The following is an 18,000-nucleotide window of genomic DNA, read 5'->3' as shown; positions in this document are numbered from 1 at the left end:
TGAACAATGCACTTTACTCTACTGCATTTGCATACAATTAGTTGTTGCGTTAACTGTTTAGCAGATATTTAGCTATTGCCTGTGCTGTATTGTATCATGGTTGTTTTAACCATTCCAGATTGAAGCGATAGTACAAATTACTACTAATAACATGTATTACATTATCGGGCGTTTGCGTGGCAGCCATATAACCTTTCGGTTCTGCATGAACGCTATCCATGGTAAAGGTACCCGTCCAGGCGCCGCCATTTAAAAGGCGGGTTGTTCCATCGCTCAACAGTTTTTTTATGGGCCAGGTTTTTCCTTCATCAAATGAAACGGCGGCATATAAACCATACCCTTTATACGTGTCTCCTCCCGGTTTTTTAAATAACATGCCTTCCTGCTTTGACTTACCGGGGCAGTGGGTAAAGGATATCAGGAGCAGGGCACCTTCATTCAATCGCCGCAACACAATTCGCTGTCCGCTGTTAACCGGCGGAAATTCTGATGGAAAGTATTGCCAGGTTTTACCCATGTTGTTTGATATGCTCATGGGCATGCGTTCGCCCGAAATATCTCCCGAACTATTCGGGACCATTATATCATCATTGCGACCCAGGGCCATCAAACTTCCATCGTTACGCTGTACAACAGCACCATGAATGCCGGCAATTAAACCACCGGTATTGCCATTTTTGTATACAGGAGTTACCGCCGATTCATTGGATGAGGCCCAGTGAGCGCCCTTGTCTTTGCTAATGTACATAGCAGTTCCGCCACGCGGCCCCGGCTCTGCATCGCATAACTGAATGAGCCAACCCTGCCGGGTAATTAAAGAACCCGCGATTACCTGATGCTTTTTACCATGGTCAGGCGCTACCAGCACCGGTTTCGACCATGTGGCCCCGTTATTTGTACTTGTACGCATGATCATAGCAAGGTTCTGCCAGTCGCCGGCAGCTTCCAAACCATTGAGGTGATACAGCGTACCTTTTTGATCGTATAATAAAGAAGTACCGGTTACATTGCGATCGGGCACCCTGAAAAAAACCGAAGCGGTATCCCATGTATTATTGCCTGCCCGCAAACGGCTTGCAAGAATGGTCATTTCGCGGCCCGATTCGGCGTTGGTGCTGAACCAGGCGGCCAGCAAATCGCCATTGGGGCACCAGGTTATTGCCGGACAATGATTGTGCGCAAAAAAAGGTATACCCGAACTGCTGTCGGGTCGCACTACATAGGCAATGGGTGCATCAAAAAAAGGTTGTTCAACTTTTTGCCAGGTATGTTTTTGTTGTGATATGTGCAAATTGTTTGCAGCAGGTGGTTCAGGTACAACAGGTTTTGTAACAGGCATAACAGCCTGCACCACCCGAAAACCGGTAAGCCAGTGTTTATCCTGCGGAAGCATTGCCTGCCGGTTGGCGGAACGCAGGTAACGCACCGGGGTATTATGACTTCCCCCGCGGGTAACACGGCTTATGCCATTGCTGCGCCCTACCGGGTCGTGCTGATCAGCTGCTGTATACGCGCCATACCAGTCGTAACACCATTCCTCTACATTGCCATGCATATCGTACAAGCCCCAGGCATTGGCCGGTTGTTGTGCAACCAATAACGAAACAGTCACTGGTTCGCGATTGGTACGTTGCTGCTTTTGATAAGCCTCAGGTAATTCGTTGCCGGTATTAAAATCGGTTTGCGTGCCGGCACGACAGGCATATTCCCATTCGGCTTCTGTTGGCAGGCGATACGGTTTGCCTTCTTTGGCCGACAACCATTTGCAAAACGCAACCGCCTGTTCATAATTTACGAATATCACAGCCTCATCATCCTTTAGTGAAAAACCGTTCTTTCCACGCCACTGTTTATGCGCCGGATCAAATGCTTCGTATTGTTTGTTGGTAACCTCCGTAGCCGATATCAGAAAGCTGTGCGAAATGGTAACGCGGTGCACCGGGCTTTCATCTGCATCTTCCCCTGCCCTGTGCGATCCCATATTGAAAGCGCCTGCAGGTATTGAAACCATTTGCATGCCGATGGAATTGGTATGTTGGGCGGTTGTTTGTAAACCACTAAGCAGTAAATAAAAAGGAATAAGGAATTGCCGGTAACGCAGCATAACGCGGAAAATTTATGTTGCAATATAGAAAAAGCCACGGGGTTTGGCCGGGGCTTTTCATCAATTAAAAAATTTAAATATCAATAATCTATTACAAAAATGAAGCAAATCAAAATTATTCAACAGCCGCTTCCACCTCAGCCACATTCCATCCTTCAACCGACACCACCGGCGTTTCGCCTGGCTGCGGACGGTATTCAATAATAATTTTCTTTTCGCCGCCGGGTGTCACTGAAATATAGTTATCGTTGTAAAATACAGGCAATATCCGCTCTTTCTTTTTTGCATCTGTTAATGTTACCCGGTTAAAGAAAGCAACGGGATTGCCTGAAGCGTTGGAAAGCGTTACTTCAATCTTTCCTTTTTCAATTTGTTTGGCTTTTATCTTCAACGAAGTGCGCGCCATAGTTTGTAATCCTGAATAGGCGCCGGTAGCATCGGGCCACCAGTAAAGATTATCGCTGATCACCTGTTTGTTTTCATTCAACAACTGCAACGAACAAAAAACGCCTTTATCTTTTCCCAGTTTGGTGACCAGTTCTTTTATCGAAAGAATATTTTTTACCGATGCAGGCTGCACAAAGGTGAATACCTGTGTATACAAACTGTCTTTGCCCTGCATATCCCAAAAGCGAATCACCAGCAGCATATTGCGTTTTTCTTCAAAGCTGTTGTTTACGATGGTTACCATGCCATCAACCGGATTGCACATTACATGCACCGGTTCGCTGCCATTGCGTAAACCAAATAAGCAGGCATTGGGATCGAGGTAATAATCATACATCTGTCCGCGCATGGCTGTCCACGGGTTTTGTGTTTTCCATATAATAAACCCGGTATACCAATCCCACATGTGATTGCTGAACCCTTCGGCCAGCGCACGGTACTGATCGTAATTCACCAATTGCGCTTTGCGGGCAAAATCGGCGGCATCCTTTGCTTTGCCATAAGGATCGATATGCTCATTGTATGGTATATATTTATGATAATCCCAAACCGAATCAATTTTATTGGAAGGATACTGTGGCACCTGCATATTTTCGGCGGGAATAAACCGCTTTAACGAAGTATAGTCGCTTACTCCTACCGATCCTACTTCGGAGTTGAACGGAAAAGTGCGATGCTCCCAGAAGTGAGTTACGTTTTGTATTGTATAAGGACCATCGCCATTACCACCCAGTGCATTGTACGACATATCATCGGAGTTGGAGTAATCAACAAACCAGCGGGTGCCATCTAATGCCGGTAAAACCGAATCTCTTAAAGGAACGAGAATATCTTCGGGTGGTGTAATTTCATTTCCACCACACCAGATGGCCAGCGACGGATGGTTACGCACGAGTTTTATCTGATCGGCTAATGAACGAAGGAACAATGAATGATCATCAGGATATTTTCTGCGCGTCCACTGATCTTCGAGTTTCATAGGATCAACCCAGCGGCCGTTGCAATCGCCCGACATCCAGAAGTCCTGCATCACCAGCATTCCATAGCGGTCGCAGGCGCTATAAAATTCAGGACGTTCGATCAATGCCCCACCCCATACACGAATAAGATTGAGGTTCATATCGCGATGATAACGGATCTCTGCATCGTAGCGCTGGTCAGAAAAACGCAACATAGCATCGGAGATGATCCAGTTACCGCCTTTAATAAATAGCTTCTGCCCGTTTACCGCTATTTGTTTACTGCGGGTGGTTTCATTCCAGGTAGCCTGAATTTCACGTACACCGGTTGTGAGCTGCTCTTCATCAGAAAGCGTTTGGCCATCTTCAAAAAACTTAAAATGGATGGTGTATAAATTTTGTGGTCCATATCCGTTTGGCCACCACAACTTTGGATTATTCAACTGAAATACAGGAAATGTTACCTGCTTTGTAGCGCCGGCCTCAATAGATACTGATTGTTTTACTGTTTGTCCGTCGATTTCATATTGTAAAACACCTTCTTTCTTTTTATCAGAAGCGTTTTCGAGTTCGGCGCTTGCTATAATATTGGCAGGCTGTTGCATGCCTTCGGGTTTGCGAATACCTGGCACCTGTGTTACCACATGCGGATTTTTAATATTCACCGAGGCAGTTTTTTCGATATATACTTTATCCCAGATACCGGTATTACGGTCACGCATAGGTTGAATCCAGTCCCACCCTGCCACATACTGGTGCGATACATTACGGGCAATAATGCCATCGCCACCCTGTCCGCCATTGGGGTTACCCACGGGATCGATGGGATAAACAATTACTGCCAGCCTGTTGCTGCCATTGCTGTTCAGCAGGCCGGTAATGTTATACGACTGACGCAGGAACATTCCATAATGACGGGTGCTGTTTAATTTTTTTCCATTCAGAAAAACATCACAGCTGTAATTCACACCTCTGAACTGCAGCCAAACCTGCTCGTTGCCCTGCGGGCCTTTTTCGGTGAAATCTTTTACAAACCAGTAAGTGTAATAATCGCGGCCTGTTTTATATATGTCGGGAATTTTTTCATTGTTCATGCCATAAAAGGGATCGGGCACTTTTTTGTTTTGAAGCAAGGTAGTAAGCACAGTGCCGGGCACTGTAGCAGGCATCCATCCTTTTACAGAATACGACACTGCGGAAATTTTTTCACCATTTACCTTAACCGAGTTGATGGGAGCGCAAACCCATCCACTGTTTAATTCATACCTGTTTTGACCTGCCGCCCACTGATTACCTGTAACACACGCCAACAAAACCAGGAAAATACTTTTTCGCATATCCGAAATATTTATTGATTCATTTATTCTCAAAGTAATTTGGGTTGTCCTTCGATCCTTCGACTACGCTCAGGACGCTCAGGACATACAGGGCCCTTCGACTGCGCTCAGGGCGCACCTATTTTTTACCACCCACTTTTACCGTTGCCACTACTTTTTTATCATTCGAATTACCGCCTGCAAAAATGGTATATGTACCGGGATATAATTTCCAAGTACCGGTAGCCAGATCCCACTTCTGCAATTCAGCAGCGGGAATGCTTACGGGAACCACCACTTCACTGCCTGCTGCAACATGCACCCGTTTAAATGCTTTCAATTCTTTTAAAGGCATGCGGTCGGCAGCAGGATATTCAACATAAACCTGCACCACTTCATCGCCATCCATTGAACCGGTGTTTTTCACTTTAACCGAAAACGAAACTGTGTCTTTAACTGTTTTGATAACACCCGGCATTTTTTGCCATTCATATGCAAATGAAGTATAGCTCAATCCAAATCCGAACGGATATTGCACTTTACCATTAAAATAGCGGTAGGTTCTGCCCTTCATAGCATAACTATTGTATGGAGGCACATCGGCAAACGACTGATAAAATGTTACCGGTAAGCGGCCGGCGGGCGATACCTTGCCGAATAAAATATCTGCCAAAGCATTGCCGCCCTGCTCGCCGGGATACCAGGCAAGTATAATAGCATCGGCATATTGCTCAATGGCCGAAATATCAACTGCACTGCCGGCGGTGATCACGGCAATAATCGGTTTCTTATTAGATTCCCGCAATTTTTTCATAAAGGCAATATGTGAAGCCGGCAAACTCATGTCGGGTTTGTCTCCGCCTTTGGCTGCCAGAAATGCATCGCCTTCCTCACCTTCATACACCGGTGTTAACCCAATTACAGCAACGGTAATGTCGGCATTGCCTGCCGCCCATATACCGCCAAAGTGAACGGTGTCGTTATAGTCGCAACCCAAATCGTATTCAACACGGGTGCCTGCATCAACTGCATTGGTAATACCTTCCAGAAAACTTACAGCCCGGTTGCTTACGCCATGATAGTTGCCGAGCAATGCATCCATCGAAGCCGAATTAGACCCGAGCACCATAATGGCAGGAAATTTTTTCTTATCGAGCGGCAACAACTGATTGCTGTTCTTCAGCAATACCATGCTTTGCGCCGCCATGGTGCGCGCAAGGTTAGCATGCCATGCATTGGCAACACTATCGGCTCCGTAATTCTGCCAGGGATTCATCGAAGCAGGATCATAAAAACCGAGCTTAATCTGAGTACGAATAATACCGGCCAATGCACTGTCAACTTCTTTTTCGGTTAACAGTTTTTGTTCAACAGCCTTCATCACATCGTCCTGCAACAGGTTCGAGCAATCGAGGTTTACGCCTGCTTTAATCGCAGCAGCGGCTACTTCAACTGCTGAAGGCAATACCTTATGACGCGCATAAATATCTTCGAGCGCCCAGCAATCCGTTACCACATGTCCTTTGAATTTCCATTCATTGCGCAAAATGTTTTGCAATAGAATATTGCCTGTGCAACAGGGCTGATCATTTACCCGGTTATACCCACACATCACCGATTCAACACCGGCATCAACCAGTGCTTTAAAAGCATATAAATAAGTTTCGCGCAGATCTTTTTCATCTACAATGGCATTAAAAGTATGCCGTCCGTTTTCGGGACCGCTGTGCACTGCAAAGTGTTTGGCACAGGCCGACGTTTTTAGATACCTGCTGTCGTTTCCCTGTAAACCTTTAATAAATGCAGTACCCATGTGGGCGGTTAAAAAAGGATCTTCGCCATAGGTTTCCTGGCCGCGGCCCCAGCGGGGATCGCGAAAGATATTAATGTTGGGCGACCAAAAGGTAAGTCCCATGTATTGCAATCGTCTGTTTTGCGCAACCGATAAATTATATTTTGCCCTTGCTTCGGTTGAAATAACATTGGCTGCCTGCAACAGCAGGCTGTCGTTAAAAGTAGCCGCCATACCAATGGCCTGCGGAAATACTGTAGCCACGCCGGCCCTTGCTACCCCGTGCAATGCTTCGTTCCACCAGTTGTAGGCAGGTATGCCCAACCGTTGCACTTCCTTACTGCGAAAACCCAGCAGCGATATTTTTTCTTCGAGCGTTAACCGGTGCAACAGGTCGTTCACACGAACTTCAACAGGTTGTTGCGGGTTACGAAATACAGGATTTTCCTGGGCCTGTACTATTACCGATGAGAAAAAAGCCAATGAAAATAAAATGCGTTTGCTCATGATATGATGAAAATGATGATTTAATTGTGTTTGTGGTTTGTAGTTTGAAGTTTGTGGTTGCTGCCGCGCTTTGGAGTTTCATTATTAAGATCAAATACCTTAACTGTTTAACAGGATCAAATTTGCACAGCAGGATTCACCAAAAGAACCATAAACTAAAAACCATAAACGAGAAACTTTTCTAAGAACCACAACTACAAACCTCAAACTATAAACGGTTTTGAATCTTTGCTTTGCGCGAGGCCCATTGCCTATTGCTTCAACTCCGTTAACACCGGTTTTGCCACGGTGGGTATTACCGGTTGAATATGATCGTTCAGTTGTTCAAATACCACAATGTTGTTAACTCCCTTTTTCAACCAGCAGCCGGGCAGGTATAAGGTTTGTTGCGGTCCAACCTGCCAATATCTTCCCAGGTTAATACCGTTTACAAACACGATGCCCTTGCCCCATTGATGCATATCTAAAAATGTATCGCCCGGCTTTGTTACCGTAAAGGTACCGCTGTAAATAGCAGCCCTTCCTTCTTTCTGCCGTCCGGCGCTCACGGCGTTCACTACAGGCGATTGTTCAAACGGCAATTTATACATATTCCAGCCACCGGTAACCGGCATGTCATTTATGAGCACCGGCGAAATAATGCCTTTTGTGTTGTTCACTATTTCGCTGCCGTAGTTGATGCGGCCCATATTTTCAACCAGTATATCAAGCGTGCCGTTAAAAGGAATATTTACTGTTGCGCTATATTGTTTATTGACCCGGTTCAGAACAGCTACTTTCTTTCCATCAACATATACCACCGCATAATCGCGCAATCCTTTTATTTGCAGGGTGCCCTGAATGGGTTGTGTAAACCGTTTGCTGTACAATACATATCCATTTCCCTGGTTCAGCGATTCAAATGATAATGGTGTATCGGCTATTACCGGATGTAATGTTTTTTTCATATCAAATAAATCCATTGACTTATTTAACTGAATAGCAGGTAATGTAATAACCGGAATTTTTGCAGGTATTTCAGGAACCGGATATTTTACATACTTCTTCATCAGCTCGCGAACGGCCAGGTATTTGGGCGATGCCCATCCTGCTTCGGTAATTGGTGCATCATAATCGTAGCTTGTTAAATCGGGCTGAATATCGTGATCGTTATTATAATTGGCGCCGGAGGTAAAAGCGAAATTGGTTCCACCATGCACCATATAAAAATTGAAGTTAATATCGTTTTTCAGGTATTTTTCTACCTGTTGGGTTACCTGATCAACGGGAATATTTGGAAAAGGCTCGGCCCAGTGATGCAACCAGCCGGGATAATATTCGGCCACCATATACGGACCTTCGTTATTATGGTATTTGTTTACGGCTTTCTTCAGATTATCAACATTGTCTTCGCCATTGGCAGCAGGCAGTATACCTGATAGCGAACCGCCATCGAATAACCAGCTTCCGTCTGACGTAAAAAACGGACCGGTTAAACCTGAACCAATCAGCATTTGCCTGATCGCTTCGTTATACCGGCGATGTTCTTCTATGGGAATATCTTTTCGTTGCGACACATAGGAACCAAACTCATTTTCGACCTGCACCATAATAACCGGGCCGCCTTTTGATACCTGCCAGTTCTTTACCTGCTCAGCCAGTTTATTGATGTACATTTTGCACGAATCGAGAAAGGGCTGGTTGTACGACCGAATTACCAAACCGGTATCTTTCAATAACCACCAGGGATATCCGCCAAACTCCCATTCGGCACAGGCATAGGGACCGGGGCGCAGTATCACAAATAAATTCTCTTCTTTGGCGATGCGTAAAAATTCACTCAGGTTATGGTTGCCGCTGCTGAAATCCCATACACCGGGCGAAGGGTGGTGGTAATTCCAGAAAACATAGGTGGCCACCGTATTCAGTCCCATGGCTTTGATCATTTTCAGGCGGTGCCGCCAGTAGGCTGCAGGAATACGGGCATAATGCATTTCGCCCGAATGAATTTGTACCGGCTGGTTATCGTACAAAAACTGACCGTTCTTTATTTCAAATGAGTGGCCCGATTGTGCCATTGAAGTTGAAGAAATCAATACAAATACAATAAAGCCGATTATTGCTGAATAAAGAACAGAACGTATAAGTGTGCGACGCAAGTGAAGCATCATAGTAGCAGTGAAGTTGAGTTCAAAATTATAATAAATCCCGGGGTTTGCTTCCCGTCCATTTCGAACCGCGAACCAAACCCTGAATGTTTTAATAGATAGCCACGTTCGAAATAACAGGGCAGGCTTTTGATGCAGTGATATTAATACGCACTTTGCCGGCCTTTACAGGCGTTAGTTTCAAAATGCGTTTGTATCCGATGGTGGTGCCGGCAGCTACCTGTTGCCAGGCATTATCGGCCCATACTTCTACCGTAAACGATTTAACACGTTGCCCCAGTTTTATATACTCCTGCAACATAACGTATTTAATTGTTTGCACCTTTCCGGTATTTATTTCAAGGGAACCGGTAGTTACGCCATCATCGGTAGCCCAGTAAGTTTCATTGCTGTTATCGGTTACATTGCCGGCGGCATAGGCAGGCGCTGAACCGCGATAACTGCTTGCAGTTACTGATGCACCCAATGCTTTATTTTTCGCAAACTCGCGATTGAGTATTGAACGAAAGCCATACAGGGCTTTGATATCATTTTCATGAAACAAACCACGCTGGTCGGGCGGCACATTCAATAACAGCAATGCACCACGGCCAACTGAGCTGAGGTAAATTTCAAAAAGGCGTTCGGGCGTTTTCACCAGTGAATCTTCTTTTTTATGATAGAACCATCCGGGCCTGATAGATACATCCACTTCGGCAGGGATCCATTGTGTGCCGTTTTCAGCGCCTTCGTTCAGCAGATTTTCAATACCGGCTTTACCGGCATACAAAGTATCGGGTGTAATCGTATTCCAGTTGGTTTCGCCGGCAGTTCCATTTTCATTGCCCACCCACCGCACACCGGGGCCGGCATCGCTGAAGAAAATTACATTCGGTTGCATTTGCCTAACCATGGCAAGCGTATTGGGCCAGTCGTAATAGTTTCTGCGATCGATCTGACGATTTTCATTGGCGCCGCCATAATAGCCCTCGCCGCCATTGGCGCCGTCGAACCACATTTCGCATACAGGTCCGTAATTGGTAAACAGTTCTTTCAACTGATTGCGATAATAGGTAATATATTCCGGCTTACCGTAATCGGCGCTGTTCCTGTCCCACGGAGAAAGATATACGCCGAATTTAATTCCATACTTTTTACAGGCATCCGATGCTTCTTTTACCACATCGCCTTTGCCGTTTTTGTACGGACTGTATTGTACCGAATGTTTGGTGTATTTGGTGGGCCACAAACAAAATCCATCGTGGTGTTTGCAGGTAAGTATCATTTGTTTAAAACCTGTTTCCTTTAATATACGCGCCCATTGCATGGCGTCGAGCTTGGCAGGATTGAATACCGAAGGATCTTCATTTCCCATACCCCATTCGCGATCGGTAAACGTATTAACAGTAAAATGTACAAATGCATTTGTTTCCATCTGGTGCCAGGCCAACTGCGCGGGTGTTGGCACAGGGCCCACCGGCGCCGGTGGCTGAACAGCGCGATGCGGAGGAAGAAAACCAACAGATATAAGCGCACCGATACTTATTATTGCAAAACCTTTGCTGAAATTCATAATATATAGCAGATTAACCTTTGATGAAAATTTTTTACAGGAGAAAGGTGAGTCACCCTTTGGAGTGAGCCTCCTTTTTTTCATTTGGCAGTTGTAAATGAAAATGCCAGCGCGCCGATTGTTCCGGTGGCTTTTTGCAAAGCTTCGGGCACAAATACTTTTACTTTATCGCCGGTAACTACATATTTCACCGGTTTACCAGTTGGCAGATATTTCATTTTAGATCCCTTTGCGGGAATATTGCCGGTCCATTCAATAGTGGCAGGAACCGATTTGCTCTCATCCAAACCAGCCAGTGCATATAACACTAATGAATCTTTTGACTGGGTGAAGAAAACATTTCCGTCGTGGTAGTTGGCCGTTGGGCGGGTATTATAAATTGCCGCGCCGTTTGCATTCAGCCAGTTGCCAATTTCGGCAAGCCGTTTAACCACAGGTTCAGGTACTGTACCATCGGGCGATGGGCCTACACCTAATAACAGGCTGCCGCCTTTTGCCACCACTTCGATCAATTGCTGAATAACTTTAGCAGAAGATTTCAATCTGTCGTTCGGCACATATCCCCAGTTATCACCAAGAGTTATACAACTTTCCCAGGGATGATCGAGTTGTTTATCGGGTATCCGTTGTTCGGGCGTTTGATAATTTTCATAGGGACCATGCACGGTTCTGTCAACAATCAGCAATCCCGGTTGCGCCTTGCGCGCCATCGTTGCTATCGACGGCATATCAATATCCTGGCTCCAGGCAGGTATGGCAGCACCCCACGACTTTACTTCATCGGTAACTGTTTCGAGCGGACGTACCCAGCCTCCATCGAGCCACAGAATATCCATTGAACCGTAATCGTGCATTAACTCACTGATCTGATTATACGTATATTTTTTAAACTGGTTCCAGCGCCAGGGATTTTTGCGAATATCATAATTATTATTGCGGTCGGGCGTAGCATACAAAGGCCACCAGTAGTAAGGGCAATGCCAGTCGGGCTTTGAAAAATAAGCACCGATCATAAAGCCCTGCCTGCGAAAGGCATCAAAAACATATTTTGCCACATTGGCTTTTGGGTTGGCAGCAAAGGGTCCGTTACTGATTTTAAAATCGGTTTCTTTTGTATCGAACATGCAAAAGCCATCATGATGTTTGGTTGTAAAAACCAGGTAGCGCATACCGGCATCTTTTGCCGCTTTGGCCCATTGGTCGGGATTGAAGTTTACGGGATTGAAATCTTTTTTCAGCCCCCAGTACCATTTTTTAAAATCATCATATGATGAGGTGCTGTCGCGCGTAACCCAGTCTTCGGAACACAGCGCCCACGATTCAATCATACCGGGCACTGCGTACAGGCCCCAGTGAATGATCATACCAAACTTTTGATCGCGCCACTGCTCCAGCTTTTCTTTTACGGCAGGTTCGGTTGGCCATTCGTATTTTGTTGATTGCGGATGAATTTGTTGTTCCTGTGCCTGTGCAGAAAGAAAACCGATAATTACCACAGGAAAAAGAAACAAACAGCGGGCATTTTTTTTGAGTTGCTGAAAGAACAAAGATCCTGCTGAACTGATTATAGTCATAATTGCTGTTACTGGTTTAAAAATTAACAATCTGCAATCATATCGCAAGACGGGTTGAAAGTGTCATAAGATGGCAGCAAATACAAATAAAAGGGAAATATGCAACCGGGACGGAAGCGCAAAACTAAGCACTGAAGAGGAAAATTCAACGAATTACTTCACATCCCAGAAAATTTTTCCTGTTCGTATATCTTTATTTTTAACTGATGCATAGTTTGCATTATATGCTGTTTCGCTGGCAGGATATACAAGCCTCGAAGGTGGTTCCTCATAACCGGGCAATGTAGAAGGGTAAAATTTCAATTGAGGATATTTTGTTCTGCGATATTCGGCCCAGCTTTCAATCGATTGCAAAAAACCAAAATGAACCCATTTCTGCACCCATATCTTCGCCAGTTTTTCATCACTGGTTCCTGAATATTTAATTTGATCGGTTTGTAAAAAAGCATCGATAACAGTAGTGGCCGGCATTGTCAACGGCGTTCGGGTAGTTTTATTCAGGCTATTTAAATAATAATAAAATACAATCGATTGCCTTATAGCTGTTTCATATGCAGATGCAGCATCGCCTCCTCCCCATCGTTCAAAAGCTTCGGCTTTTAAAAAATTTACTTCCGAAGCCGTAATTACAATACCGGGCAATAAGTTATTGTATAAAAATGTAGCCGAATCAACAATGGCATAGGAACCTATAGCTTGTTGCTGCGCTTCGGCAGTTAAATTTACGGGCAGGCCGTTATAATCGGTATTGGGAATGAACTGATCGCCCACTGTGCGGCCATATTTGTCGAACAATACGGGTATGCGCGGGTCGTTGCATGGCTTCATAGCTGTATTCAGTAAATAATCAGGCGCTGAATAATTAAACACTTCGGTAAGCGCAAGGTGCAAATCATCGTTATGCAAATCAAGCTGCTGCAGCAATACATCAGTTGTAGCGGGTGCATAGGCCGATAAGCCATCTATTAATGGGTACGTTGCCGGATTATTGAGCATGTTTAATGCTTCTGTTTTAGCCTTTGCTTCATCAAAATCAGAAATGCGCATCAGCAGCCGCAATCTTATTGAGTTGGCATACCTCTGCCATTTATTCACTTGTCCGCCTAACAAAATATCCTGTTTAGTGAACTGTACCTGTGCTGTGGTAGTTATCTGAAGATTTGAAAAATAATCAGCGGCGTCTTTCAACCCGTTGAGTATGGTATTGTAAATTTCAGCGGCATCGTCGAATTTAGCCATCACAATATTATCTGAAGTATTTACACTACCTGCCTCGCTATAAGGAATATCACCCCACATGTCGACCATTTGCGAAGCCTGGTCGTACAACACAACGCGGGCAGCCATTAAAAATACTTCCATATTAGTCTTATCGTTCTCATTGGTTATGGACCCATATAATTTTTCAATCAAACGATACAGCGCCATAACACCACCGCTGCCATTTTCAGTGGTACCGGCCCGGTAAAAATCATTCCATTTATCCTGCGTATAATTTGCGTTTTGCTGATATTCAGTAATGGTGTTTAAAAAACCCACCGACTGGGTGTAAATACCGGTATGCATAACCACAAACGTGCGCATTTCCCAATAGGAAGGGCGCACGCGGTTGTTATTGATCATTTGTGTAAAAAACTTTTCAATAGAAGGCTGCGTGGTTTGATCGGGATCATAATACAAATCAGCCAGCTTTTTACGGCAGCCGGTTATACCGGTTGAAACCAGTATCACTACGGTAATAATATATAAAACCTGTTTGTTCATGTCGGCAAATCAATAATTCATTCAAATCAAATAAGTCGTATAAGAACATATACGTTTTATTTGTAAAAAAGGATAGGCAGGTTTAAAAATCAAGATTTACAGAAAATCCAAAACTCCTGGTAGCGGCCATTGATCCTTCATCAACACTTTGTCTGATCCAGGTTGAGCCAATGGCAGTTTCAGGATCGATGTCTTTCAGGGTACGCCAGATATAGAACAGATTTCTTCCTATAAGAGAAAAGCGTATGCTATTGAAATGAAGCTTGCTGGCTAATTTCTGTGGCAAAGAATATCCAAGCACTACTTCGCGCATTTTTATATAACTATTGTCAACAACGGCGCTTTCGTTTAAAGCAGAAGCGCCCCAGTAAAAGGTATTCATATAATAATACGCAGCATCAATGATCTGGGTGTTTTCTTTACCTGTTGTGGTAACACCCGGTAAAATCACGCCATCGTGATACACTTTGCCGCCATTGGGTGCTGCAGTATTGTGATTGGGTAACAAAACTTTTTCTTCATTGTTGTTTATATAATAAGGCAATCCGCCATGTTCGGCATCGCGGTACTTCAACGTGCTTTCATACATGCCCGCCCCTATGTTATATTTTATAGGCGGCGATACCAGCTTGCCTCCGAAACGATAATCCAAAGCGCAATCGAGTGAAAATCTTTTCCAGCTTAACGAGTTAAACCAACCTCCGGTTGCCCGTGGCATAACATTTCCTACCTTTTGGTAGCGGCTGTTATCAATAACATATAAGCCGTTTGATCCAATAACATAATGACCCGATTCATCGGTGAGGCGCGGGTTTACATAAACATTACCTACGGTTTCACCTTCGTCGGCCACTATTCGTATGGCATTTTGTTCAGTTTCAAAAAACACAATATTCTTTACACCCGGTGCCAGCTTGCTCACTTTTGAACGCGCCACGGAAAAATTTAACCGGCTCGTCCATTTAACATTTTTGCCCGATAACGGTATGGCATTCACCCCTACTTCAAGGCCATTGCTTTGCAGTTCGCCGGCATTCAAGAGTTTTGAGGTGGCGCCTGAGCTGGCAGGAATGCTCAATTGTAAAATCTGATCAACGGTGCGACTATTGTACCAGGTTACATCAACTCCAAGCCGGTTTTTGAACAACATGGTTTCAAGACCAACTTCCCCTTCATATTTGTTTTCGGGCCTGATTTGATCATTACCGGCATTCATTTGCGTATTCAAAGCTGTAACCATAGTATTGTTAAGTGACAGCGTTGTTTGATTATACGTTACTGCCGAAGCATAAGGCGGCGGGGCATTTCCTACTATACCATACGAAGCGCGCAGTTTTCCGTACGAAAACCAGGCTGGCAGATGAAACACATCGGTGAATACGAAACCGGCATTAAAAGAAGGATAAAAATAATTGTTCCTGCCGGGAGGCAGCGTTGAAGAATATTCCTGCCGCGTTGTTCCTTCAAGAAATAAAAAATTTTTATAGGCCAGGTTGAAATAACCTAAAAAAGCATATTTAAGAACGGCGCTCCTGTTAAGGGTTGTGGCAATAGGATGCAATGAGTTTTCAAGACTGAACCAGTTTTCTTTTACCAAACCATCGGTGGTTTGGGAACTTTGATCGTTATACTGTTCCTTTCGCGATTGAATGCCGCCTGTTACAGAAAGATGCCAGTTGTGATTCAGTTTTTTTGACCAGGTCAGCAATCCGTCGCCGTATAAAATTGAATAACGCCCTTCGGCTATTCCATACATACCGGTACTTAAATTGCCATTGTAAATTACCGGGTATTCATTGTATTGACGGGTTTCGGTTTTTAAACTGGTGAAGTCGTTTCCAAGGCGTGCCCTGAATTTAAACTCTTTATTGAAATCGTAATTGAGGGTTATACTGTTTAGTAATCTATCTTCATATTCATCTTCACTGTTGCGCAGCTGCATCCACAAAAGGTCGGGCACCTCGGTTTTTATATTGTAGTGAAGGGCTTCGGCCGGATTACGCTGCGCTTCATTCCAGGGCACCCATTTGTACCCATCACTTGTTTTATATTTATCAAAAAATACCCCCATATCCTCTGCAGGGCTGATAAGCCCCGAATAGGCAGCAATAATTCTGCTTAACTGAATGGGCCGGTTATGTACTTTGCTGTTGAAATAATTTGAAACTACATCAACATTCAGCTTATCGGTAATTTTAATATTGCTGTTTAAATGAAAAGTGTTGCGTTGCAAATCGCCACCCTGTTGTATGCCTTTGTAGTCGTTGCGGGTAAACGATAAGCGGTATGCAAAACGATCGGTTTGGTTGGCAACGGCTGTATTAAAAATTGAATTGACTCCTGTACGATATAAATCTTTGTAATTGTTTTTATGCGCGGTATAAGGTCGCATCTGGCCATCCCACCAGGGAACCATTTGTCCATCGAACTTTGGCCCGAACTGCGCCCAGGCTGCAAAATTGGGTCGAAGGTGGTCGTTTATACCATCGCCATCCATATCAACCGGTATCCATCCATCTTCATTGGCGCCTTCTGATAAATTAGTAGCCCTGTCGCCACCCGGGCCGTATTCATGCTGGTATTTTGGTAAAAAAGCGGCCTGCTCAAGGGTATTGGTATAATTTACAGTGACCCCCAACCGCTTTTTGGGCGTTCCCTTTTTTGTGGTGATCACTACTACGCCTGCAGCCGCCTCAGACCCATACAGGGCAGTTGCGCTGGCGCCTTTTAAAATAGTGAGGTTATCGATATCGGCCGGATTGATATCGAGAATACCATTTCCGCGAATGCGGGGATCGACCCAATAACCACCATTATTTATTCCGGTAATACCTTTTTCGTTGGTATTGCGAATCACAATTCCATCTACCACATATAAAGGCTGTGCATTAAAATTCAGGGAATTTACGCCCCGTATCTGAACCTGTACGGCACTGGTTGCGCCACCGGGAGCGGTATTGATCAAAACACCTGGCGAGCGGCCATATAAAGCCGAAGCGAAATTGGTGTTACCCGATTGGTTAATATCTTCCGACGACACTGTGCTTAATGAAAAGCCCAATGAACGGGAATATTTATTTACACCCAATGCAGTTACCACAACTTCATTCATTACGTTCTCAATAACAGTCATCTGGGTGTTTACATAAATAACTGCATTTGCCGTATTAAGATGTATTTCCTTTCTTTCGTAACCAACACACGATAGCTCAAGCAAATCACCTGTGATGCCTGCCAGATCAAAATCGCCGTTTGAGTTGGTAGTGGTTCCCAGGCCCGAACCTTTTACCATAACTGTAACATTGGCCAGGGGTTTGCCTTCGCTGTTGGTAATTTTTCCTTTAACAATGTGAGCCACTTTGGGAGCAACGGGTGGGGATTTTATTTCTTCTTCTGTGGCAACCGGTTTATTTATTTTACCGGGTTCAATTTCGGAGGTAACGATTGATGATACAATTACAAAGGTTTTATCATTGATCTTTTTATACTTCAGCCCGGTAAACTGCAGTAACTCGTCCAGTATCTGCTCTACCGGCCGGTTCAGGTTCATAACCGGCGCTACCATTAACTGCCCGAATGTTTTATCGGAAAAAAGAAAATAAATACCTTTTGTAAGGTTGAGTTGTTTAAGAACGGCAAATAGCGGCTGGCGGGCAATAGAAGTATCTTTTGCCGGTGACTGAACGCCTGCACGTAACGGGTTTCGGGGACTCTTTTTCCGATTAAAGGAAATAGCTTCCTGTGCGTTGATAATGTTAATCGCAAATAAGCAAACCGTGAAAAAACACCCCCGAATAAATCTTACAGAGCCTTTTTTCCACATACGCAGATTTTAAAA

At 44.5% G+C, this 18,000-nt stretch carries 8 protein-coding genes; all 8 read right to left on the bottom strand.

Annotation, left to right across the window (positions count from 1 at the left end; all coding sequences use genetic code 11):
• Nucleotides 1-94 precede the first annotated feature (94 nt).
• The 8 genes from AC59IL_RS19910 to AC59IL_RS19875 all read right to left on the bottom strand — a co-directional run bounded on the left by AC59IL_RS19910 (nt 95) and on the right by AC59IL_RS19875 (nt 17,985).
• Nucleotides 95-2,104, bottom strand: coding sequence for an SUMF1/EgtB/PvdO family nonheme iron enzyme (locus AC59IL_RS19910; protein WP_496553944.1), 2,010 nt, complete (start codon nt 2,102-2,104; stop codon nt 95-97).
• Nucleotides 2,105-2,219: 115 nt separating this feature from the next.
• Nucleotides 2,220-4,847, bottom strand: a complete 2,628-nt coding sequence (locus tag AC59IL_RS19905) for a glycoside hydrolase family 2 protein (protein WP_496553943.1) — start codon at nt 4,845-4,847, stop codon at nt 2,220-2,222.
• A 118-nt stretch (nt 4,848-4,965) separates the two neighbouring features.
• The gene (locus AC59IL_RS19900) at nt 4,966-7,125 is read right to left on the bottom strand and encodes a glycoside hydrolase family 3 N-terminal domain-containing protein (RefSeq protein ID WP_496553942.1); all 2,160 of its coding nucleotides are present in this window, start codon (nt 7,123-7,125) and stop codon (nt 4,966-4,968) included.
• Between the two features lie 251 nt (nt 7,126-7,376).
• Nucleotides 7,377-9,275: a beta-galactosidase gene (locus AC59IL_RS19895; protein WP_496553941.1), complete on the bottom strand. Its 1,899-nt coding sequence runs from the start codon at nt 9,273-9,275 to the stop codon at nt 7,377-7,379.
• An 88-nt stretch (nt 9,276-9,363) separates the two neighbouring features.
• Nucleotides 9,364-10,824 (bottom strand): alpha-L-fucosidase, encoded by a 1,461-nt coding sequence (locus tag AC59IL_RS19890; RefSeq protein WP_496553940.1) that lies wholly within the window; start codon nt 10,822-10,824, stop codon nt 9,364-9,366.
• Nucleotides 10,825-10,904: 80 nt separating this feature from the next.
• Nucleotides 10,905-12,398 (bottom strand): alpha-L-fucosidase, encoded by a 1,494-nt coding sequence (locus tag AC59IL_RS19885; protein WP_496553939.1) that lies wholly within the window; start codon nt 12,396-12,398, stop codon nt 10,905-10,907.
• Between the two features lie 153 nt (nt 12,399-12,551).
• The gene (locus tag AC59IL_RS19880; RefSeq protein WP_496553938.1) at nt 12,552-14,162 is read right to left on the bottom strand and encodes a SusD/RagB family nutrient-binding outer membrane lipoprotein; all 1,611 of its coding nucleotides are present in this window, start codon (nt 14,160-14,162) and stop codon (nt 12,552-12,554) included.
• Nucleotides 14,163-14,244: 82 nt separating this feature from the next.
• The gene (locus tag AC59IL_RS19875) at nt 14,245-17,985 is read right to left on the bottom strand and encodes a SusC/RagA family TonB-linked outer membrane protein (RefSeq protein ID WP_496553937.1); all 3,741 of its coding nucleotides are present in this window, start codon (nt 17,983-17,985) and stop codon (nt 14,245-14,247) included.
• Nucleotides 17,986-18,000: the final 15 nt, after the last annotated feature.

The organism is Niastella sp. sgz303648, from assembly GCF_059587045.1.
This window is presented reverse-complemented; position numbering and strand designations above follow the sequence as displayed.